General features: G+C 33.5%; 15 protein-coding genes. 10 read left to right on the top strand and 5 right to left on the bottom strand.

The window, feature by feature from the left end; all coding sequences use genetic code 11:
• The first annotated feature begins 165 nt into the window (after positions 1–165).
• The 4 genes from BLS98_RS09850 (at position 166) to BLS98_RS09865 (ending at position 5,284) form a co-directional block, all read left to right on the top strand.
• Positions 166–342, top strand: a complete 177-nt coding sequence (locus BLS98_RS09850) for a histone H1 (RefSeq protein WP_034684091.1) — start codon at positions 166–168, stop codon at positions 340–342.
• A 230-nt stretch (positions 343–572) separates the two neighbouring features.
• A complete protein-coding gene (locus tag BLS98_RS09855; RefSeq protein ID WP_089736030.1) occupies positions 573–1,724 on the top strand; it encodes a carboxypeptidase-like regulatory domain-containing protein in 1,152 nt (383 codons plus the stop codon).
• Positions 1,725–1,889: 165 nt separating this feature from the next.
• Positions 1,890–3,461, top strand: a complete 1,572-nt coding sequence (locus tag BLS98_RS09860; RefSeq protein WP_089736032.1) for a M20/M25/M40 family metallo-hydrolase — start codon at positions 1,890–1,892, stop codon at positions 3,459–3,461.
• 218 nt (positions 3,462–3,679) lie between these two features.
• On the top strand, positions 3,680–5,284 hold the full coding sequence (locus BLS98_RS09865; protein WP_089736034.1) for a right-handed parallel beta-helix repeat-containing protein: 1,605 nt from the start codon (positions 3,680–3,682) through the stop codon (positions 5,282–5,284).
• 61 nt (positions 5,285–5,345) lie between these two features.
• Here BLS98_RS09865 and BLS98_RS09870 read toward each other — a convergent pair whose 3' ends face one another.
• From BLS98_RS09870 to BLS98_RS23810, 4 genes are all read right to left on the bottom strand, one after another.
• A complete protein-coding gene (locus tag BLS98_RS09870; protein WP_089736036.1) occupies positions 5,346–5,978 on the bottom strand; it encodes an HAD family hydrolase in 633 nt (210 codons plus the stop codon).
• Between the two features lie 205 nt (positions 5,979–6,183).
• On the bottom strand, positions 6,184–8,307 hold the full coding sequence (locus tag BLS98_RS09875; RefSeq protein WP_089736037.1) for a Tex family protein: 2,124 nt from the start codon (positions 8,305–8,307) through the stop codon (positions 6,184–6,186).
• Between the two features lie 269 nt (positions 8,308–8,576).
• Entirely contained in the window at positions 8,577–8,741 is a 165-nt protein-coding gene (locus BLS98_RS23280; RefSeq protein ID WP_164465364.1) for a bacteriocin-like protein, read from the bottom strand.
• A gap of 179 nt (positions 8,742–8,920) precedes the next feature.
• Positions 8,921–9,082 carry a bacteriocin-like protein gene (locus tag BLS98_RS23810; RefSeq protein WP_449384769.1) on the bottom strand — a complete coding sequence of 54 codons (162 nt, stop codon included), beginning with the start codon at positions 9,080–9,082 and terminating at the stop codon, positions 8,921–8,923.
• Between the two features lie 306 nt (positions 9,083–9,388).
• Here BLS98_RS23810 and BLS98_RS09880 point away from each other — a divergent pair, with 306 nt between their 5' ends.
• The 6 genes from BLS98_RS09880 (at position 9,389) to BLS98_RS09905 (ending at position 20,908) form a co-directional block, all read left to right on the top strand.
• Positions 9,389–10,066, top strand: a complete 678-nt coding sequence (locus tag BLS98_RS09880; protein ID WP_089736810.1) for a YceI family protein — start codon at positions 9,389–9,391, stop codon at positions 10,064–10,066.
• Positions 10,067–10,462: 396 nt separating this feature from the next.
• Positions 10,463–13,270: a type I restriction endonuclease subunit R gene (locus tag BLS98_RS09885; RefSeq protein ID WP_089736039.1), complete on the top strand. Its 2,808-nt coding sequence runs from the start codon at positions 10,463–10,465 to the stop codon at positions 13,268–13,270.
• The gene (locus BLS98_RS23050; RefSeq protein ID WP_111994753.1) at positions 13,270–15,219 is read left to right on the top strand and encodes a restriction endonuclease subunit S; all 1,950 of its coding nucleotides are present in this window, start codon (positions 13,270–13,272) and stop codon (positions 15,217–15,219) included. The genes BLS98_RS09885 and BLS98_RS23050 overlap by 1 nt, the downstream gene beginning before the upstream one ends.
• 8 nt (positions 15,220–15,227) lie before the next feature.
• Entirely contained in the window at positions 15,228–17,066 is a 1,839-nt protein-coding gene (locus tag BLS98_RS09895; protein ID WP_089736040.1) for a DUF262 domain-containing protein, read from the top strand.
• Positions 17,067–17,069: 3 nt separating this feature from the next.
• A complete protein-coding gene (locus BLS98_RS09900; RefSeq protein ID WP_089736042.1) occupies positions 17,070–19,388 on the top strand; it encodes a DUF262 domain-containing protein in 2,319 nt (772 codons plus the stop codon).
• A gap of 2 nt (positions 19,389–19,390) precedes the next feature.
• A complete protein-coding gene (locus tag BLS98_RS09905) occupies positions 19,391–20,908 on the top strand; it encodes a class I SAM-dependent DNA methyltransferase (protein ID WP_089736044.1) in 1,518 nt (505 codons plus the stop codon).
• Positions 20,909–20,996: 88 nt separating this feature from the next.
• On the opposite strand, the gene BLS98_RS09910 is transcribed toward BLS98_RS09905, so the two are convergent.
• Positions 20,997–21,353 carry a hypothetical protein gene (locus tag BLS98_RS09910; protein WP_089736811.1) on the bottom strand — a complete coding sequence of 119 codons (357 nt, stop codon included), beginning with the start codon at positions 21,351–21,353 and terminating at the stop codon, positions 20,997–20,999.
• Positions 21,354–21,465: the final 112 nt, after the last annotated feature.

The following is a 21,465-nucleotide window of genomic DNA, read 5'->3' on the forward strand; positions in this document are numbered from 1 at the left end:
GATTACAGCAGGTTTTTTAAGAAAATAAGAGGTCAAAAATCGATAAAAATCGGTTCAAGGATAGAAATATGTTAAAATTTCAGTCATTTTGCCCAAACTTTTTTCTTTGCTACTAGGCTGGAATCACCATAAAACCTATATTTGCAGCCTAAATTTTTAAATATAATGAAAGAACTAATTGAAAAAATCAACGCAGAATTTGAAGCGTTTACAACTGAGGCAAACCAACAAGCGGAAAAAGGAAACAAAGCAGCTGGTACAAGAGCTCGTAAATCAGCTTTAGAATTAAGCAAATTGTTCAAGGATTTCAGAAAAGTTTCTGTAGAAGAATCTAAGAAATAATTCAACCTTTAGCCGGCTTTTGTAGCCGGTTTTTTTATGTCCTATCGCAACCGGTTACTCATGGTGTGCACAATTTCTCAAAACATCAAAGGCTTCGATTAAAAAAATGAAAGTCTGAAATCAATTCACCCTATCGATTTTTATTTTTTTATTTCAAATATTAAATTTTCCCTTCCAGGGTGTTTGTCAGCCGTATAATTTGTATTTTAGGAATATCAATTACGCGAAATATGATGAAACATTCCTATTGGCTGTTTATTCTGGTTTTTAATTTCTTTTCAGCACAAAAACTGCAGGTAGTAGATGCTGAAAATGGAAAACCAATTCCTAACGCAAGAATTCTCCTATATAACCAGATTGTGTATACTAATGAAGAAGGGTTTGCGCCCGTAGATCAAAGTTCGGTAAACTTTGAAATTTCAGCGTCGGGATTTCAAAAGACAACAATCCGGGATTTTTATTCTCCGGTAAAACTGAAAAGAGGATATAAAAAAATTGATGAAGTAAAACTGAAAAAAGTCGATTTGAAAGAAATCTTTGAAGATGTTGTCGGGAATTACAAAAAAAGATATTATAGTGAACCTTCCCTTTATGATGTCACTTATAAAGAAAAAAGGAGTGATAATAACCAAATCCATTTTCTAGTTATTGCCGAAACAAAGTTATGGAGCAAGACTAATTTTTATAATCCTAACAAATCTTTTGATAACAACCTCCAAATGCAGCTGAATAATGTGAAATATTTTAAAGACCTAAAGTCAGATAGCATTTTTGTAAAAGGAATAAAGAAGTTTTCTGAGGAATATATGGGAAACTATTTCTTTAATTTCGAGTTAAAGAGGACGCTGGCTCACATAAAAAATAAGGCATCAAAATATTCCGGATGGATATTTTTCGAGCAGGGCAATGAGCAGTTAATCACATTTAGTATCAAGTCAGGATTAGGAATTGAGATGAAGGGAGAATTGAAATATAATAAGGCTGATAAGGTGATTACTTACTTTGAAATTCAATATTTGCAGGATCAGTACCCAATTGTTAAAAGAAGAACCGGAGGTGGGGAAGAATTTGATTATCAGTTAGGAAATGCAATCCTTGCTTTTGATTTTTACAAAAACGGAGGAGTATATGTTCCTGCTATGAGCAGGATTGAAGCTAATAAATATGTTGCTTACTATAAAGGAGTTAAACATGAGAGAAAAATAAGCAGAGAACTTATTTACAACACATTTAAGAAATCAGATGAAAAAGAGCTAACGCCTAGAGTGGCTTTTGATAAGGATATCTGGGATAATATCTCCGTAAAGGAAAATAAAAATAATACCATTTTACTTACCACAGAAGAACAGGCTTTTGTGAACAAAAAGTTATCGGATTTCTGATCAAAAAACAGATGGAGAATATCATATTGGTAAATTAATAGATTATGATAATCATTTCATTTTTTTCAAAAATGGATGTAAATGCTGATGTCTAAAGACTTTTTTACTTTAATTCCTTTATCATCTCCACAATTTCCTTTATCTTTAATGCAATCAATATACATTATGAGGATAAATAGATTTTTTGCAGTACCGGCTGTAATGTTGGCTACCCAATTTTCATGGGCTCAGGTAAAGGTGGACCCGAAAGAGAACCTTAACCCAATCGTAAAAAGTTTTGTAGATGAAGTAAACAACAATTCCCAGCTTGAGGGGATGGCTTATGAACTTCTGGACGGAATCGGACCACGTCTTGTAGGAACTCCGGAAATGCTTGCTGCTAATGAGTGGAGTGCTGAAAAGCTTCGTTCATGGGGAATTGATGCCAATCTTCAACAGTTCGGAACCTGGAAAGGGTGGCAGAGAGGAACTACCCACGTAGATATGGTTTTCCCAAGAGTAAAATCTTTGTCAGCCACTCAGCTGGCGTGGAGCCCTGCTACCAAAAAAGCGGTTGAAGCTGTTGTAGTTGTTCTGCCAAAAGTATCATCTAAAGCAGAATTTGACAAATGGCTTCCTTCTGTAAAAGGAAAAATTGTGCTGATGGCTCAATATCAGAAGATAGGGCGTTCTGATGAACAGATCAAGGAGTTTGCTACCCCGGAACTGTATGAAAAACTTAAAGCAGAAAAAGAGCAGGCAACCAAAGATTTTACAGCGTATGTAAAGAATATTGGATATGATAATAATACCCTTCCTGAAGCACTTGAAAATGCAGGAGCAGCAGGGATTGCCATTTCAAACTGGACTGGAATTATGGGTGCAAACAGGATTTTCGGAGCAAAAACATCTAAAATTCCAATGATAGACATTGATGTGGAAGATTACGGTATGCTTTACAGAATGGCAGAGAAAGGCGCTCAGCCCAAAATTAAAATAGATGCTCAATCCAAAGTACTTCCTGAAGCAAAAAACTTTAATACAATCGGGATGATTAAAGGGAAGGAAAAACCGGATGAATACGTTATTCTTTCCGCTCACCTGGACTCATGGGATGGTGCTCAGGGCGCTACGGATAACGGAACAGGTACGCTTACGATGCTTGAAACCATGAGGATTCTTAAAAAATACTATCCTAATAATAAAAGAACAATTGTTATTGGGCTTTGGGGAAGTGAAGAGCAGGGATTGAATGGTTCAAGAGGTTTTGTAGCAGATAACCCTCAGATTATAAAAGGAACACAGGCTGCATTTAATCAGGATAACGGAACCGGGCGTGTTGTCAATATCAGTGGCCAGGGGTTTGTAAAAGCATATGACTACATCGGAAAATGGCTGGATGGAGTTCCAAAAGCGGTAAGAAGCCACATCAAGACAGATTTCCCTGGAATGCCTGGTGGCGGAGGATCTGATCATGCTTCATTTGTAGCAGCAGGAGTCCCTGGGTTTTCATTAGGTTCATTGAACTGGGGATATTTCGGATATACTTGGCATACAACAAAAGATACCTATGATAAAATTGTTTTTGATGAGGTAAAGAATAATGTGATCTTAACAGCAGCATTAGCTTATATGGCTTCTGAAGATCCTGAATTCACCAACAGAGAAAAAAGGGTAATGCCTAAAGACGATAAAGGAAATCTGGTACAATGGCCAGAAGTAAGAGAACCTAAAAGAAGTTCTAAAGATTATAAGTAAGATTTTATTACAAGAATATAATTTTCAAAAGGTTGCCCGAAAAGGTAACCTTTTTTAATTTTTCAATATTTAATCATACTTTTTCTATGTTCTATTAGAATCAAAAAATAAAATAATCTAAGGAAAAATACGTCAACTTCTGTCGTTTCGCATATCTATTTTTGGGTAATCAAAGTACTGGAGAAAGTGCTTTAATATAACCTAAAAACAAATTTATTATGATTTATGCTAATGATTTTTTCACAATCGGAAATTCATATCCAAATGATGACACAGTACAACTTATAGATAATTATACTCATGAGGCTGTTGTGTACAAAAAATGTGCTCCCGGAATACCTGTGAACGGTACGGAAGATGGTGCTATCTACAGAAAAAAAGATAATGATTTCTATATGAGACAGTGGCTGGGTGATGTGAGAGTAGCCTGGTGGGGAATTGAAAATAAATCTGTAGATGAAAGAACTCAGCTCATCAACAAAGTATTAAGCCTTGGATATGACGTATTTTTTGATAAAATGGAGATTACGATAAAAGGTAAACTAGTAGTGAATAGTAACCAGAAGCTTTTATCTAATGGATGTAAAATAATTCAGATTGAAAAATATATTGAGATTTTTGACTGCGAAGATAAAGAAGATATTATGATTAAAGGATTTGTGCTTACAGGACATGGGGATGATTATGAACCCAGTTCCAGTTCGCGCTCAGTAGGGGTCTTATGCTATGGTGCAAAAAGACTTTTGATAGAGGGAAATACTTTTGAAAATTTTACTTATTCAGCAGTTTCAGGTTTGAGAGAGGTTAAACATTTGATTTTTAGATTCAATGCTGTTGAAAATTCTTTTAATGAGGCTTGGGGTAAACAGAATGCTCCTACAGGAAGAAAGGATAATACCGGGATTACTGTAGGCGGTCAAAATATTACGATTTTAAAAAACCGTTTTAAAAATTCATCACAAGGAATTGTTATTGCAGAAAAATCTGATTTTGTAAGTATTTCAGATAATGATATTGAAAATACAATTCTTGAGCATGGGATGTATGTGGATGCAGGAGTATCTAATATTACGATTATAGGAAACAGGGTTAGGAATACTGTAAAAATGGGGATTAAACTTCAAAATTTTGATTATAAAAATTATGTAAGCCACAATATTGTTATTTCTAATAATACGATTGAGAATACAAGAGGTGGCGGAGATGGTATTTCCATTAACAATACCACTGGAGTAGTGGATGCTCAGCTTTATGCCAAAAATGTTGTGGTTTCAGGAAATATTGTTAGAAATGCAGGGCAGCATGGTATCAATATCAGATTTGTAGACCAGGGAGTCATATCAAATAATGTGATTAATGATATTCAGTTTGCTGGTGTTTATATCTCCAATGTGAAAAGTGTTGAGGTTTGCCATAATAATATCAAAACAACCGCAGAAAACGGTATTATGATAGAAGGTCATAATACGGTATTATCTGTTAATTCCAATACGATTGAGAATCCTGGAATAAGAAATACAGGATTAGATGACTTATTGACCGGAGTTACAATACGTGGATTCTTTAATAAAGAGATTTCCTTGAAATACAATAAAATAATTGGAGGTGGAAATGCGATGAAACATGGTGTTTTTGTGGAATTTATACTACCAACGGATGAAAGTCCTGAAAAGAAGACTTTTCAGGAAACTTATGAAATAATCGGTAACACGGTATTGGATGCTATAGATGGATATTCATATAGATTTTTAAATCATAACGTACCCTTAAGGCTTTTCAATAATAACTATCAATATTTATTGAACACCCCAACACAAGCATAGAAATTCATTATGCTTTTAAATCAAATACAAAAGGCTGCCTGATAGAGGTAGCCTTTATTTCTTAAATAATATTTCCTAAACCCGAAAATTCTGGAATTGAAACTGAATGTTCTGTTATAAGCTTTCCAAAACCAAATTCACAGAAGATAAATGGTAAATTATTCGAAGATGCAGAATCATAATCGGTTTGCGTGTCCCCAATATATACAGAATCTTCGATAGATAAACCATTTCTTTCCATGAGGAGCTGTATGTTTTCTGCTTTAGGCTTTTGAGTTCGTCCATGAGATTCAAAATCTACAAAGAGATTACTGAACTGATAATATTCTAAAAACGCTTCAATATATCCGTCCTGACAATTGCTTACAATGAAAAGGTTGTGAGTACTGACAAGGCTTTTCAATGTTTCTTCAACTCCAGGATAAAGAATCCCGCCTTGTATTCCTAATACTTCATTTTCGCGGGCTACAACCTCTGAAAGAAGCTCCTGAATCTGCTGGTCTGAAACTCCGGGAAGCATATCCTTCAGGATATCATGAGCCAGCAAACCCATATATTGGTTCATATCGTCAGCCTTCAGTTCCTGTTGTATCAATTGATGCTTATTTAAAACATCATTCCATATTTTGATGATCGTTGCCCTGGAATCCCATAAGGTTCCATCCAGATCGAAAATTAAATTCTTATATTTCAAAGTGTTTCTTGTTTAATTGATGAATAATGACTTTTTTAAATTTTATCAAGCAATTATTTAACCATTAAGGTGAATTCAGATATTAATAATTAATTAAGGAAAAAATCTTTGATTTTTTTGTCAGCAAAATAGCTTAAAGCGAAGCTCTGCTTAATATTCTAAACACCTTAAAATATCTTAATGGTTAAAATAATAAATAAAGCGTTTATAAAATCATACTTAGCTGCACTCTTTTCCTAGCCTCGTCCACTTCTGTTACCTTTACTCTCACATGCTGATGCAGCTTCACGACTTCATTCACATCTGATACAAATCCATCTTTAAGCTGTGAAATGTGAACCAGCCCGCTTTCTTTAATCCCAAGATCCACAAAACATCCAAAAGCAGTAATATTGTTAACGATTCCCGGTAGAATCATGCCTGCTTTCAAGTCTTTAATGCTCTTTACATTAGGATCGAACTCAAATACCTTGGCTGCTTTTCTCGGGTCCAGGCCTGGTTTTTCAAGCTCCTTTATAATATCTTTGATTCCAAGAATTCCGATGTCTCCGGTAATATAATTTTCAGGCTTTATCAGTGCAATCTTTTCTTTGTTGGCAATCAGTTCATGGGTTTTAATACCCAGATCTTTAGCCATTTTTTCTACAATTCCATAGGCTTCAGGATGTACTGCAGAATTATCCAATGGATTTTTAGAATTGGCTATTTTTACAAATGCTGCCGCTTGCTGAAATGCCTTTTCTCCAAGTCTTGGAACCTTTTTAAGGTGTTTTCTGTCTTCAAAAGCACCGTTTTCAGCCCGGTAATTCACAATGTTTTCAGCCATTTTCTCTCCAATTCCGGAAACATAGCTTAGTAAGGATTTGCTTGCTGTATTTAGGTTAATTCCTACAGAGTTTACACATTTCATCACGGTAGAATCCAGTTCATTCTTCAATTGAGTCTGATCTACATCATGCTGATATTGCCCAACACCAATGGATTTCGGATCAATTTTTACCAGTTCAGCCAGTGGATCAGAAAGTCTCCTTCCAATAGAAACCGCACCACGAACTGTTACATCATAGCTTGGAAATTCATCCCTTGCAATTTTACTGGCAGAATACACAGAAGCTCCGGCTTCTGAAACTACAAAAACCTGTAAAGGCTTATCAAAAGCTATTTTCTTAATGAAAAATTCAGTTTCACGACTTGCCGTTCCGTTTCCGATGGAAATCGCTTCAATGTTGTAAGCGTTCACCATAGAACGGATTTTTTTCATCGCCATTCCGGATTCATTCTGAGGAGCGTGAGGGTAGAGGGTCTCATTATGAAGAAGATCTCCCTTTTCATCCAGACAAACCACTTTACAGCCACTTCTGTAACCGGGATCGATAGCCAGAATTCTTTTCTCTCCCAATGGCGGAGCTAAAAGGAGTTGACTCAAATTCTCAGAGAAAATTTCAATCGCTTTTTTATCTGCTTTTTCTTTAGCTTCCTGTAGAGCTTCATTGGAAATAGCAGGCTCCAAAAGTCTTTTATAGCTGTCTTTGATCGCTAAAGCAATTTGTTCTGAACTTTCATTATTAGACTTAATGATAGCTTTTTCAATAAAATCGATGGCTTCTTCCTTATCAATTCCCACATTGGTTTTTACAAAGCCTTCTGTTTCTGCTCTTAACATCGCCAAAAGCCTGTGAGAAGGAGTTCTGCTGAGGTTTTCTTCCCATTCAAAATATTGGGAAAACTTCTGGGCATCCTCTTCATCCTTTTTAGCCTTCACAACTTTAGAGGTAACAACAGCCTTACGTTGAAATAAACGACGCAGGTTCTTACGAACATACATATTTTCATTGATCCATTCTGCCATGATATCTCTGGCTCCCTGAAGTGCTTCTTCCTCAGAAGAAACTTCATTATTCAGATATTTTGAAGCCAGAAACTGGATATCATTGTTCTTCTGGCTCATAATGATCTTGGCTAAAGGTTCCAGACCTTTTTCCTTAGCAGCATCTGCTTTGGTCTTTTTACGTTTCTTAAAGGGTAGATACAAATCTTCCAGCTCCTGAATATCAAAGCTGTCTTCAATTCTTTGTTGAAGTTCGGAAACCAAAGCTCCTTGTTCTTCAATGGATTTTAAAATAGATTCTTTTCTCTTAATAATCTCTTCAAACTGCTTACTGATCTTAGCAATCTGTTCAATTTGGACTTCATCCAGATTTCCTGTTTTATCTTTCCTGTAACGGGAAATAAAAGGAATAGTACAGTCTTCTGCTAATAATTGTAAAGTATTGTTGATGCTCTTCTCAGAAATATCGAGCTGCTTCTGTATAAATTCTACGGTCGTCATTGTTCTGTTTTCGGAAGGCTAAAATAGGGTTTTAAAACGAAAAAAGGCGAGTTGCCCCGCCTTGAATATTTTTTATAGTGACTTTAGATCTTGATCTGTATTAAATATAAACACTTGTTAATTAGTGGCATAAAGAATATGTAATGCACTTTTTAAGAATTATTTGTGTAAAAAGCTGTGACTAATCACCAAGAAAATAAGTTTAAAAAACTTCTCCCCACAAGAATATGAAACAGCAAAAATCACTCTAGTTGAGGGATTATATTTTATTAAATAGGAACGCAATAACAATTACAAGCTGCGTCTGGTTCTGGCCCGCAAATTCCAACTGCATCGCAAATCAGCATGTATTGTGGCTGACAAATACCATCTCTGTTACCGCCACCATTTACTTTTTTTAATTGATCTCTAGAAATTTTTTTGAATTTTTTCATAGTATAGTTTTAATTTGTAAGTCCTAAATATATAAAATATTCTCGGTTCGGAGATTTAACATAAAAATATTTTTAGAAACTTGCCAGAACCTTGAAAATGAATTATAATTGACTAAGAAGAAAATAAATTAAGGACACAATATAAGGCAAGAAAAATCCCTCAAATCGAGGGATCTTGTTTATGGTACATATGGAATACATCTGCAAGAACAAGGGATACCAAGCTCTGCTTCACATATAGCCATGTCATCACAAGTATACAAATAACCGGCTGCACAGTAATCGATTCCTCCTTTAATAGATTTTAGATGTTCTCTTGTAACTTTTTTGAATTTTTTCATGGTATAATTTTAATTTGTAAGTGTTAAATGTATGAATTATTCTTGGTTTAGGGATTTAACATAAAAATATTTCCTATTAATTTTCTAATATGTCTTTAAAATAAACTTAGGCTTGTAGTGAAGAAGATCAATTTTAAAGAGTAGGATGAAATAAATGCTTTCAGTTTTCGTTTATTTCTTACCATGTTATAATTCCTAACATTGGTAAGAAAAATTACATTTCTTGATGTATGATAAGAGAGAGACCATATGGTTTTTCTATTTTTGTATCCGAAAACAACAAACTTTTTTAAACAGTTCAATAATATGAAAAAAATTAGTGTAATTGCATTAGTAGGAGTAGGATTGCTTTTAGCATCATGTGATAAAGGAAAATCTGCAGATACTGCAGCAACAGCTCAGGAACAAACCGTAGCAGAAAGCAAAGGTGAAACTTTGGCAGTAGATGCAGCAGCTTCTGTAGTAAACTGGAAAGCTTTCCATAAAGGAGGAATGGCTCCTCGTTGGGGAACACTTGCTGTAAAGTCTGGAGATATCAGTGTTGACGGAGGTCAGGTTTCCGCAGGAAACTTTATCATTGATATGAATTCAATCAAAGTAGATCCGGCTTCAGTAACTGAAAAAGATAAAAAGCCAGCAGATCTTGAAGCACACCTTAAAAATCCTGATTTCTTTGATGTAGCGAAAAACCCTACTTCAGATTTCAAAATTACAAGTGTTGCAGATTTGAAAGATGCACCAAAAGACGCTGTAGCAGGAGCTAATAAAACAGTAAGCGGAAATCTTACATTATCTGGAAAAACAATGAATGTTACTTTCCCGGCTAAAGTAGATGTAGCTGAAAACTCAGCGGCTATTCAGGCTAAATTTACAGTAAACAGAGCAGATTGGGGAATCAAATTCGGAACTTCTGAAGCAGATCCTGCAGAATGGATGATCAGCAAAGACATCGAAATTGCTATCGATGTAAAAGCTAAAAAATAATTTTTAGATTTATCAATAATCTATGGGCTGCTTTCTTTGGGAAGCAGCTTTTTTGTTTTTTGGAATTGAAGTTTTTATTGGGTTGCAACAATTATTATGTGAGAAAAGAAATGAGCGTAAACTTATCTGGACACCATAGTGGGAGCAATTACCTGTAAAAGTTCCAATTTAGAAGCTTTGATGATGATTTAATCTTGATTTGCAGCTGAAAGGATGGAGTTTTTTTATTATCTGAATATTTCTTTGAAAGTTGCAAAGTAATATTACCGATTGATTTAAAATTACTAAAAAACAACATGAAATATATCTTTTTATTGATATAATTGAAGATTCTTGTAATTGTGAAAATAGTTTTTTTGGTTATATTTGAAAAAAACTCAAAATCCGTGACTCAATATGAATCAAAATCCTGAACAACAAGTCAGAGACAGAATTGATGAAATGCTGCGTAGAGCAGGTTGGTTTGTTCAATCAAAGAAAGATATAGACTTTAGTGTTGGAATTGGAATGGCCATTCGTGAGTATCCAACGAGTGTTGGTCCTGTAGATTATATGCTTTTTGTTAATCAAAAGCCTTTGGGGGTGATTGAGGCGAAAAAGGAAGATGAAGGGTATCGTCTTACCACAGTTGAAGAACAGTCTACAGATTATGCTAATGCTGAGATTAAATTTTTCAAAAATACGGAAGGATTAAAGTATGTTTATGAAAGTACAGGTGTAATTACAAGATTTACAGATTATACTGATCCTAAGCCAAGAGGAAGAGAATTATTCTATTTTCATAAACCAGAAACTTTATTAGAATGGTCTAAGAAAGAAAAAAGTTTAAGAGATAGATTCTTTGATTATCCTGTACTGGATGAAACAGGATTGCGTCCTGCTCAGATTATAGCAATTAATAATCTCGAAAAATCATTTAAAGGCAATCGTCCGAAAGCTTTGATTCAGATGGCTACAGGTGCTGGGAAAACCTTTACTGCTGCTACTTTTATTTATCGTCTACTAAAGTTTGCAAAAGCAAAACGTATATTATTTTTAGTAGATACGAAGAACTTAGGAGAACAAGCAGAGCAGGAATTCAGAGCGTATCAACCTCAAGATGATAATCGTAAGTTCACAGAATTATACAATGTTCAAAGACTCACTTCCAGTTATATTGCTGATGAAAGCCAGGTTTGTATTTCTACTATTCAGAGAATGTATTCTATTTTGCGTGGAGAAGAGATGGCGGAAGATGAGGATGAACTTAATCCAAACGAAAACTCTTCGTGGATGAGCAACCAGCTAACGAAAAAAGAAGCAGTTCCTGTTGAGTATAATCCAAAAGTCCCTATCGAACAATTTGATTTTATTATAGTAGATGAATGTCACCGTTCTATTTATAATCTTTGGAAACAGGTTTTAGATTATTATGATGCTTTCTTAGTAGGTTTAACAGCTACCCCTGATAAAAGAACTTTTGGTTTCTTTAATCAGAATGTAGTGAGTGAATATACTTATGAAAATTCTGTAATTGACGGGGTAAATGTTCCTTATGATGTTTATTTAATTGAAACTGAAATTTCAACAAGAGGTGGTTTGATTGAAAAAGGATGGTTTGTAGATAAAAGGGATAAACTTTCAAGAGCCAAGCGTTGGGAACAACAGGATGAAGATACGGAATATTTCAGAAATGATTTGGATAAAAAGGTTGTTAGTCCTAACCAGATAAGAACTGTTATCAAAGCGTATAAAGACGCTTTAGAGAAAGAAATTTTCCCGAAGAGAATTGATGAAAATGGGGAATATGAAGTACCAAAAACTTTAGTCTTTGCTAAAACTGATAGTCACGCTGATGACATTATCAATATTATCCGCGAAGTATTTGATGAAGGTAATGATTTCTGCAAGAAAGTAACTTATAAAAATGATGAAAAGCCAAAAACGGTACTAAATAATTTTAGAAATCGCTATAATCCACGTATTGCAGTTACGGTAGATATGATTGCTACAGGAACTGATGTAAAACCTTTGGAAGTTTTACTTTTTATGCGTGATGTACGAAGTACCAATTATTTTGAACAGATGAAAGGGCGTGGAACCCGTACGATCTCATCAGATAAATTAAAGTTGGTCACCAAAACAGCAGACTCTAAAACCCATTTTGTTATAGTAGATGCGGTGGGAGCAACGAAATCTAAAAAGACGGATAGCCGACCATTGGAACGCAAGCCAAGCATTCCTTTAAAAGATTTATTGCAAGCTGTGACAATGGGTGTGAAGGAAGAGGATGTATTTCTATCTTTGGCTAACCGACTGATACGATTGGAAAAACAATTGACCGATTCTGAAAAAGAAAAGATAGAAGAATTAGCTAAGGGCAAGAGCTTAAAGCAGATGACGCGAGAATTGATAGAAGCTTTTGATAATGATATCATTGCTGATAAAGCTAAAGAGATCATAGAAAGAATTCCTGTTGATGAGCGTACTCCTGAAAAACAAGAACAGGCTAAAATAGAAGCACAGGAAGAACTACTCAAAACAGCATCGTTAACTTTTAATGGCAAGTTGAATGATTATATAGATAATGTACGAAAGCAACACGACCAAATTATCGATCATATTAATACAGATGAAGTCATAAAATCTGAATGGGATACAGAATCTGTGGATAAAGCCAAAATTCTGATTAATGATTTCAGTGAATATCTAAAAGCTAATATAGATGAAATACAAGCATTAAGTATTTTCTATAACCAGTCATACAACAGAAGAGATATCACTTTTAAAATGATTAAGGAATTGATGGATAAAATAAAGGTAGAAAAGCCGATATTTGCACCCTCAAATATTTGGAACGCCTATGCAAGTATTGAAGAAGTAAAAGGTGATTGTCCAAAAGATGAATTAACAACTTTGGTTTCCTTAATTAGAAAGGTTTGTGGTATTGATGAAGAACTGAAACCTTTTGATAAAACCATAGACGAAAACTTCAAAAAATGGATATTTGCGCAAAATGCGGGACAGCATAATCGGTTCAGTACTGAGCAGATGGAATGGCTAAGAATGATAAAAGACCATATTGTAAGTTCTTATCATATAGAATTAGATGATTTGGATTACACCCCATTTGATTCTAAAGGCGGAAGAGGAAAAATGTACCAATTATTTGGTAACGAAATGGACAGTATTATTAATGAATTAAATGAAGCGTTAGCTGCATAATGAGAGAAGATTGGATAGAGTGTAAGTTGGGAGAAGTTTTGTTTCTTACATCTGATAAATATAAAGGTAGTGGTGGCGATGATATATTTTATATAGGTTTAGAACATATAGAGAAGAATTTGGGAATTCTGACTAATAATGTTGGAGTAGAAAAAATCTTTACTGATAAAAATAAGTTCCATCCAAATCAAATTTTATACGGTAAATTGCGACCATATTTAAATAAGTGTTACCTATCAAAAGAGTCAGGAGTATGTTCTACAGATATATTAGTTTTCGATATATCAAAGGCGGTAAATTCTAAATTGATACATCTATATATGTTGAGTAGAAATTTTGTGAATGAGATGTCAAACAATACAAGTGGCGTCAATCTTCCTAGGGTATCAACAAAGTTTATTCAAAATTATATTCTCTCTCTTCCACCCCTTCCCGAGCAACGAGCCATTGTTAAGAAGTTAGAAAGTTTATTTAGCAGTTTAGATGCCGGTGTTACCGATTTAAAAAAAGTACAACAACAATTAAAGATTTACAGGCAGGCGGTTTTGAAAAAGGCTTTTGAGGGAGAGGAAAAAGAACAGGAATTAATCAATATTTCTGATGCAATTGGAGGATTTGCTTTTAAAAGTCCTGATTTTTTAGAAAAAGGAATTTATCAAGTTATTAGAATTGGGAATGTTAGACCTGATTTAATTAGGTTAGATTCTAATCCTGTTTTTGTTAATAAACTAACTGATAAGACAAGAAAATATCTTTTAAAAGAGAATGACATTGTAATATCACTTACTGGAACAAGAAATAAAAGAGATTACGGCTTTGCAGCTGTCATTAAAAATGAAAATCTTTTACTAAATCAGCGCTTAGCAGCAATAAGGTTTAATCAAGATTGCAACCCAAAGTACTATTTGCACTACTTTTCTACAGATTATTTTAAAGATGATTTCTTCTCGGCAGAAACCGGAAATACTGGACAAGGAAATGTCGGAATGAATGCTATCAAAGAAACTTTAGTACCATTCCCTTTACTTTCAGTACAAAATGAAATCGTTAAACAAATCGAATCCCGTTTATCTGTTTGTGATTCCATAGAACAAAACATCAAAGAAAGTTTAGAAAAAGCAGAAGCTTTGCGCCAAAGCATTCTTAAAAAAGCATTTGAGGGTAATTTGTTAACTGCACAGGAATTGGCAGAATGTAAACTAGCTACTGATTATGAACCTGCGAGTGTGTTGCTGGAAAGAATAAAAACGGAGCAAACTGAGACTAAGGTAAAATCGAACAAAAAGAAAGTAGTTGCACCTGTAGTTGTCACAAAAAAAGAAACGCCTATTGTAAAGGTATCAGCAGATATTCACGCAGGTTTAATTGCCAAAGTAGTTAAGATTCACGAAGAAAACCCTAATTCTTTAGATAAGTTAAGTCACATTAAATGTGAGAAGATTTCTCATTTAGTAGAATATCATTTACAAATTCCATTAGGCAGACAACCTGTAAAAGATGCAGCTGGTCCCGATGATTATCCACATTTAAAGAAAGTAGAACATCGGGCAAAAATGGCTGGTTACTTTGCTGTTGAAAAGAAACCAATTGGATATTCTTATTCTTCTGGAAAAAATTCTGATAAAGCCATTGCGAAATTACACTCTGCAATTTCAATTGAAAAGAATGAACAACTGGATGCTTTAATTGCATTATTTTTAAATTTCGATCTGGAAGCGGCAGAAATTATCGCAACCACGTATGCAGGATGGAATAATTTAATACTAAGTGGAAATACTAATCCATCAGATGAAGGAATTGTTTACGAATCAAGAGAAAATTGGTCTGAACGAAAGTTGAAGATTGCAAGAGACCGTTTTTTTAAAGCGATTGAATGGATGCGTAAAAATGATTTGATACCAATAGGTTATGGAACAATCGTTCCTTTCCCAAAAAAGAAGAAGTCTTAGAAATATCAATGAAAGAATTTATTTATTCCCTTGAAGATTTGTTTTTATCAGACGAACTGCTAGATAGTTTACAGGCTGAAAAATATTATATTGGTGCTTATCAAAGAGGTTACAAATGGAAATCTTTTGGAGCAAATGATCAAGTTCCACAATTTCTAACCGATATATACAATGCTTATCAAGAAAATGCTCCAGAATATTACCTTCAATATATTACTATCAAAAAAAATGATGAGCAAAAAAGTTGGTTAGAGATAATTGATGGGCAACAACGGTTAACCACTATTAGCTTACTCTTTTACTCATTTGCAAAAGGGTTTGGTTTTGAAAATATCACTGAAGATAAAGTAACTTATGAACGATATCTTGGTAGGGCAATCTTCGATGAGGTGTTGGATTTTTGTGATAAAGACGAATCAACAGCATTATTACTTAAAAAGCATCAAGACCTCTATTATATCTATCACGCTAAAGAATGTATCAAAAATTTTTTAGAACTTTTACAAGATGAAGCAAAAGGTTTTTATGAGTATTGCAAGCAAAAAGTTAAGATCATTATTAATTTAGAAGATGAAATGACCTCGGCAGAAGAGATTTTTTCTAACTTAAATGATAATAAGGTTGATTTAACTAACTACTATTTGATTAAGGGGTTACTTTTTACGAAATCCACAAGACCAGAAAATCATAAAACCTCTTTTATCGAGATACAAGAACAACGAAATCTTATCGCTCGGAATTGGGACGATATAGATAATTGGTTGCTTGATACTACTCAAAACCAATTGTTTTTTAATGCTATGCCAATTGTAAATACTAAAGAAAAAAACACTGGCATCAACTCACTATTAAATGCATTGAGGCCAAGAGAAATAGTTGAAAATTCTAAAGAAACTGTAGTGAAAGAATTTCATCAGTCTCTCAATAATTTATCTGTAAAAAATGTAGTAGATGATTATCTTCTTTTTAATTTGTATAACGAGCACCTAACCAATCAATCAAAGGCAGAAGCAAAACTTATAGATATTTATCAGACCAGTAAGCGATTAATAAATTGGTTTTCAGATAATGAATTGTACAATTTAATTGGATTTTATACTAGTACAAGAGGAAATATAAATCAAATCTTACAGTTAGGATCTGTAGCAGTTAAAGAAAAACTCTACGACCATTTAAAAAAAATACTCCAATTAGAAGAATTTGAAATTAGTGAACTTAACTATTCTGATCCTAAAAAAAGACGAAAGTTAAATACTATTTTATTGGCACTAAATATTTTTACGCTAAAAAAAATAGAAGGTAAAGTCTGTATTGACTTTAGTAATCGTTTTGATTTTAAATCATATAGAAAACATAACTGGAGCATAGAACACATTTATCCTCAAAATCCCGATTGTTCGCAAGCTGATTATGAAGAATATTACGATTGGTTTTCCAATCTTAAGTTTGAAGACATCAATGATCCAATAGCAATCAAAATTAAGCTAAAAGAGGCACTCTCAGAAGAAGAACGTTATTTGGTCGCACAACAAGATATTGATGAGCATCAACTAGGCAATTTAGCCTTGCTAACCTCAGGTAGTAACAGTACCTTGCAGAATTACATTTTTCCTAAAAAAAGAAAATTGTTACTCAATTTAATCTCAGGCGGATCTTTTGTTCCGCAACATACCATTAATGCTGTTTCAAAATTATTGAATAATGCAGATGAGAAAGATCCCGTAATTAGCTTTACAACAAATTTAACGGAATGGAATCAACAAGACATTGATAGCAATGCTCTATGGATTATAAATGCTTATAAACAACTGGTGAAAATTGTGAATCAAGTAACCATCAAAAACTAAATAATGAAAACAGGAAAATATAGTTTACGGGAACTTTTGACGCACAACGAAATAGAACAATTTCTAATACCAGAATTGCAGAGAGATTATGTGTGGTCGCCAAATGAGATAGAAAAGGTTTGGAATAGTTTTTTCAAAAAATTTTTAAACAAGACGACATCGAATATCATAATCTTTGAAAATGATAAGCAAATTGAACATTCTTCAGTTTCCTCCTATTTGGAGAAGACTTATCATATTCTGATTAGTAAAACTAAAATGGGTTTTGTTTATGCATATCACGACAAAGAAATGCCGGGTAAGTTTTTCTTAATAGATGGACAACAACGCTTAACGTCCTTTTATCTGATTTTACTGGCGATATATGTGAAAGCCGAAATTCAAGATAAGTTTATAAAGAATTATTACGAAAATAATTTGCCAAAAATAGATTATAAAGTTAGAGAATCTGCTTTTGAATTTTTACGTTTATTTTTAGATGATACACTAGCGGGCAGGAATTTTACAGAAAACAAAAATTACTTTAGTCAAGCTTACAAGAATGATAAGACGGTAAATAATATCATTAAAAATTATGATTACATCTATAATCAAATCAACAAAATATCAGAGAAAGAAGAACTTTTTAGATTACTAGATTATGTAGAAAATTATATTGAGTTTAATTATTTTGATACAAAACTGAGCGATCAAGGTGAAAGTTTGTATTTATATATGAACAGTCGCGGATTTCACTTGTCTCATCAAGAAAAATTAAGAGCATCTTTAATTGAAAAAGAACCAAAAGAAAAGAAAAAAAATGCTGGAAAACTTTGGGAAGATTGGCAAGATTTCTTTTTTGAATACAGATATGATAATGAAAATGCTGATAAAGGCTTTGAGGAGTTTTTATACTTTTCATCACTCTTAAAAAAACAAGAACTTGGAAAACTATCGGCAAGTGACTTGAATAACTTTGAGAATCTAAAAGATTTTCAGATACAGTACTTGGATATAGCTTTTCTTAAAAAATCATTTTCGTCTCTGAAAGCAATGCTACTTTGGGATAGCCAAGTGAAGCATTATGAGGAGGATTATTTTTTACGCATTAAAAGTGATCAGGTTTATATTTTTAGGACATTATTTCGCTACTTGCCTGTTTGGTACTATCATTTAAAGTTTTCGCCGGATAGCGAAAAATTACTTTATTTTAGATTATTCATCGTAAATCAATCACACACTAGAAAAGTTGTAGACGACCCAACAGTAAATATTATCAATGCGTTAGCATTCGTGGAAAATCTTGAAGATGCTGATTTACTGAAATCTGAAACAAAGGAAAACTCATTTTACAATGCCCACGAATTTGAAAAACTGGATTTATCAAATAAAAATCCTGTGTTTTTAAAGTTCGTAGAAAAACTATATTTTGACTATAAGTTTCAGGAATTATTGGAAGGTCGATCTGATATATTATTTGAACTAGCAAAGATATCTTTAGATGCTCAATTTGATGTTGATCAGGTAGAAAAAATTATTTTAGTGTTGAAAAACATTTTTATTAGTTCTGAAAATACATCCCTTGAACGAAATTTAAATAGTAAGATTCTACGCAGGTACATATTAACATATTTCGATTTCAATAGTTTGTCTGGTGGTAGTAATTATGGAGAAAAATATAACTTAATTAAAGATAATCGGGGCTGGCTTAGTCGTGTTTTAGGTAATAATAACTTCACAGGTGTTTTGGATCAATGGACGGGGAATGTTAGCTTGCAAGATAATTTTCTTATTAAAAAGCCTCTTTTTAATAATGAATTCGATTGGAGATATTATTTTATCCATTATGCTAACGTACTCAATCATTGCGAAAACAATCATTTCATAAAAAATGAGAATATAGCAGATATAATACTAATTAATAAGGAAAAGCAAACAGCAGGTGACAGCTATTTGGCCGTGAAAGTTTTTGAGAATTTTGGTATATGTAATGGCTATTTCCGACAGCATCAATTACGAACTGCATATTTGGATGTCGTAATTCTCGATGACCAGATTTTAGTATTCTTTGATGAAATTCCTAGATTGACTATAGACTTGGTTTATCAAGAAAAAGGGAGCTGGTATTTGGAGGTTTTTTATAAAGATTTAGCTGATGATGCAATTTTAGATGTGCTGAAATGGGAAGGGTATATAAAACAAGATGATAAAAAGTGGCGTAAGACTAATTTTTATATTCATAATGAAAATTCATTGCAAGACAATCTAGTTGTTTTAAGAGATAAAGTTAAGGACGTTATAAATGATTTAAAAAGCAAAGATTTAATTCCTGTAAAAAAATAATAATGACAGAAGCAGCAATAGTATCAAAAATATGGAACCTGGCGAATGTAATGCGCCACGATGGAGTTGGATATGGTGATTATCTTGAACAGATAACATATTTACTATTCCTTAAAATGGTGGATGAATTAAATAAACCTCCATATAACAGAAATTTAGAATTACCGAGATTGAAAGATATTGAAGGTAATGAAATAGAAAATGCAGAAATCTGTTCTTGGGAGAATCTTACATCAAAAAATGGCGCTGAGCTGGAATCGTTCTATATTCAGGCATTAAGATCTTTAGGCTCAGAAAAGGGAATGCTGGGGCAGATTTATGTAAAAAGTCAAAATAAAATACAAGATCCAGCGAATCTTCAACGTATTATCTTTCTTATCAGCAAAGAAGATTGGAGTATGATGGGAGCTGATATTAAAGGAACCATTTATGAAGGTTTGCTTGAGAAAAACGCTGAAGATACCAAGTCGGGTGCAGGACAGTATTTTACACCTCGTGCTTTGATTAAAACAATGGTAGCATGTGTACAACCAAAGCCAATGAAAACAATCATAGATCCGGCATGTGGTTCAGGAGGTTTTTTCTTAGCATCTTATGATTGGATTACTGAAAATAATAAGCTGGATAAAGAAGAAAAAATGTTCTTAAAGAATAGTACTTTTCACGGAAATGAAATTGTTGCCAGCACACGTAGAATGTGTTTGATGAATTTGTACTTGCACGGAATTGGTGAGATAGACGCTGAGCCATTGGTGAAATCGAACGATGCACTAATTGCTGCTGAAAGCCAAACTTATGACTATATTTTGGCTAATCCACCTTTTGGAAAGAAAAGTGGTATGACGGTTACTAATGAAGATGGTGATATTGAGAAAGAAGACATCAGTTATAACCGTCAGGACTTTTGGGAAACAACAAGTAATAAACAGCTGAATTTTTTACAGCACATCAAATCATTGATGAAAGTTGATGGAGAAGCGGCAGTTGTATTACCAGACAATGTACTGTTTGAAGGAGGTGCTGGAGAAGAGATTAGAAAACAACTACTAAAAACAACAGAATTACATACTATTTTGCGTTTACCAACAGGAATATTCTATGCAAATGGTGTAAAAGCAAATGTATTGTTCTTTAACAACAAACCAGCGAATAAGGAAGCTTGGACGAAAGATGTGTGGATATATGATTATCGTACTAACGTGCATCATACTTTAAAGAAAAAACCATTATCAGAAAATGATTTATTAGATTTTGTTAAATGCTATAATCCTGTAAATATTAACAAGCGCCAAGAAACATGGAGTGAAGAAACCCCCGATGGTCGATGGAGAAAATACAATTATGATGAAATCATTGCTCGAGATAAAACGAGTTTAGATATTTTTTGGGTTAAAGACCAAAGTTTAACCGATTTAGATAATTTGCCAGATCCTGATGTTTTGGCTTTGGAGATTATAGACAATATTGAAGCGGGATTGACAAGCTTTAGAGAAATTATTAGTGAATTAGAAAAAAAATAGTGAGAAATAATATACTATAAGAATAAAAAACTCCTGAGAAATCTCTCAGGAGTTTTTCATTATATGTAGATTTGTTAATATCCAACCCTCAATTCAAAAAAATCGGATTCTCAATTCTCACACAATACTCACTCCCCAAATACAAAGGATTCCCATGTTTTTCAGACCAAAAGCCATCTAATACATTTTTACTTAAGCAACGATATACCGCAACACCTTTATAAATGTTGTGATCATCACCTTCATAGTTAAAGTTAAGCACTAAGATACGGTCTTTATAGAATCCCGTTCCATTCTGTAGATGATCACCAATTATCCATTGGGCAATAATACGGGCATTTTCATCAACAGATAAAATTAAGGTACCATGATAAGAAAATTTGTCTGACTCTTCCTGGTTACTTCCTTTAATAGAATAGGTTCCTGCTAAATCATGTACTGTCATGCATTCATTTTTATGGGCAGCAAATTTATAAAATCTTATTTTGATAAACATTGCAAATAGGGGGGGAGAGTTACTATCGTTAGCTTTGGAACTTTCCCAGATATAAATTAAA

Source organism: Chryseobacterium jejuense (assembly GCF_900100075.1).
GTDB lineage: Bacteria > Bacteroidota > Bacteroidia > Flavobacteriales > Weeksellaceae > Chryseobacterium > Chryseobacterium jejuense.

What these genes read in the sequence shown, in the direction of transcription:
- BLS98_RS09850 (WP_034684091.1), top strand. Translation starts at nt 166, where the DNA reads ATGAAAGAACTAATTGAAAAAATCAACGCAGAATTTGAAGCGTTTACA.
- BLS98_RS09855 (WP_089736030.1), top strand. Translation starts at nt 573, where the DNA reads ATGATGAAACATTCCTATTGGCTGTTTATTCTGGTTTTTAATTTCTTT.
- BLS98_RS09860 (WP_089736032.1), top strand. Translation starts at nt 1,890, where the DNA reads ATGAGGATAAATAGATTTTTTGCAGTACCGGCTGTAATGTTGGCTACC.
- BLS98_RS09865 (WP_089736034.1), top strand. Translation starts at nt 3,680, where the DNA reads ATGATTTATGCTAATGATTTTTTCACAATCGGAAATTCATATCCAAAT.
- BLS98_RS09875 (WP_089736037.1), bottom strand. Translation starts at nt 8,307, where the DNA reads ATGACGACCGTAGAATTTATACAGAAGCAGCTCGATATTTCTGAGAAG.
- BLS98_RS23280 (WP_164465364.1), bottom strand. Translation starts at nt 8,741, where the DNA reads ATGAAAAAATTCAAAAAAATTTCTAGAGATCAATTAAAAAAAGTAAAT.
- BLS98_RS23810 (WP_449384769.1), bottom strand. Translation starts at nt 9,082, where the DNA reads ATGAAAAAATTCAAAAAAGTTACAAGAGAACATCTAAAATCTATTAAA.
- BLS98_RS09880 (WP_089736810.1), top strand. Translation starts at nt 9,389, where the DNA reads ATGAAAAAAATTAGTGTAATTGCATTAGTAGGAGTAGGATTGCTTTTA.
- BLS98_RS09885 (WP_089736039.1), top strand. Translation starts at nt 10,463, where the DNA reads ATGAATCAAAATCCTGAACAACAAGTCAGAGACAGAATTGATGAAATG.
- BLS98_RS23050 (WP_111994753.1), top strand. Translation starts at nt 13,270, where the DNA reads ATGAGAGAAGATTGGATAGAGTGTAAGTTGGGAGAAGTTTTGTTTCTT.
- BLS98_RS09895 (WP_089736040.1), top strand. Translation starts at nt 15,228, where the DNA reads ATGAAAGAATTTATTTATTCCCTTGAAGATTTGTTTTTATCAGACGAA.
- BLS98_RS09900 (WP_089736042.1), top strand. Translation starts at nt 17,070, where the DNA reads ATGAAAACAGGAAAATATAGTTTACGGGAACTTTTGACGCACAACGAA.
- BLS98_RS09905 (WP_089736044.1), top strand. Translation starts at nt 19,391, where the DNA reads ATGACAGAAGCAGCAATAGTATCAAAAATATGGAACCTGGCGAATGTA.
- BLS98_RS09910 (WP_089736811.1), bottom strand. Translation starts at nt 21,353, where the DNA reads ATGACAGTACATGATTTAGCAGGAACCTATTCTATTAAAGGAAGTAAC.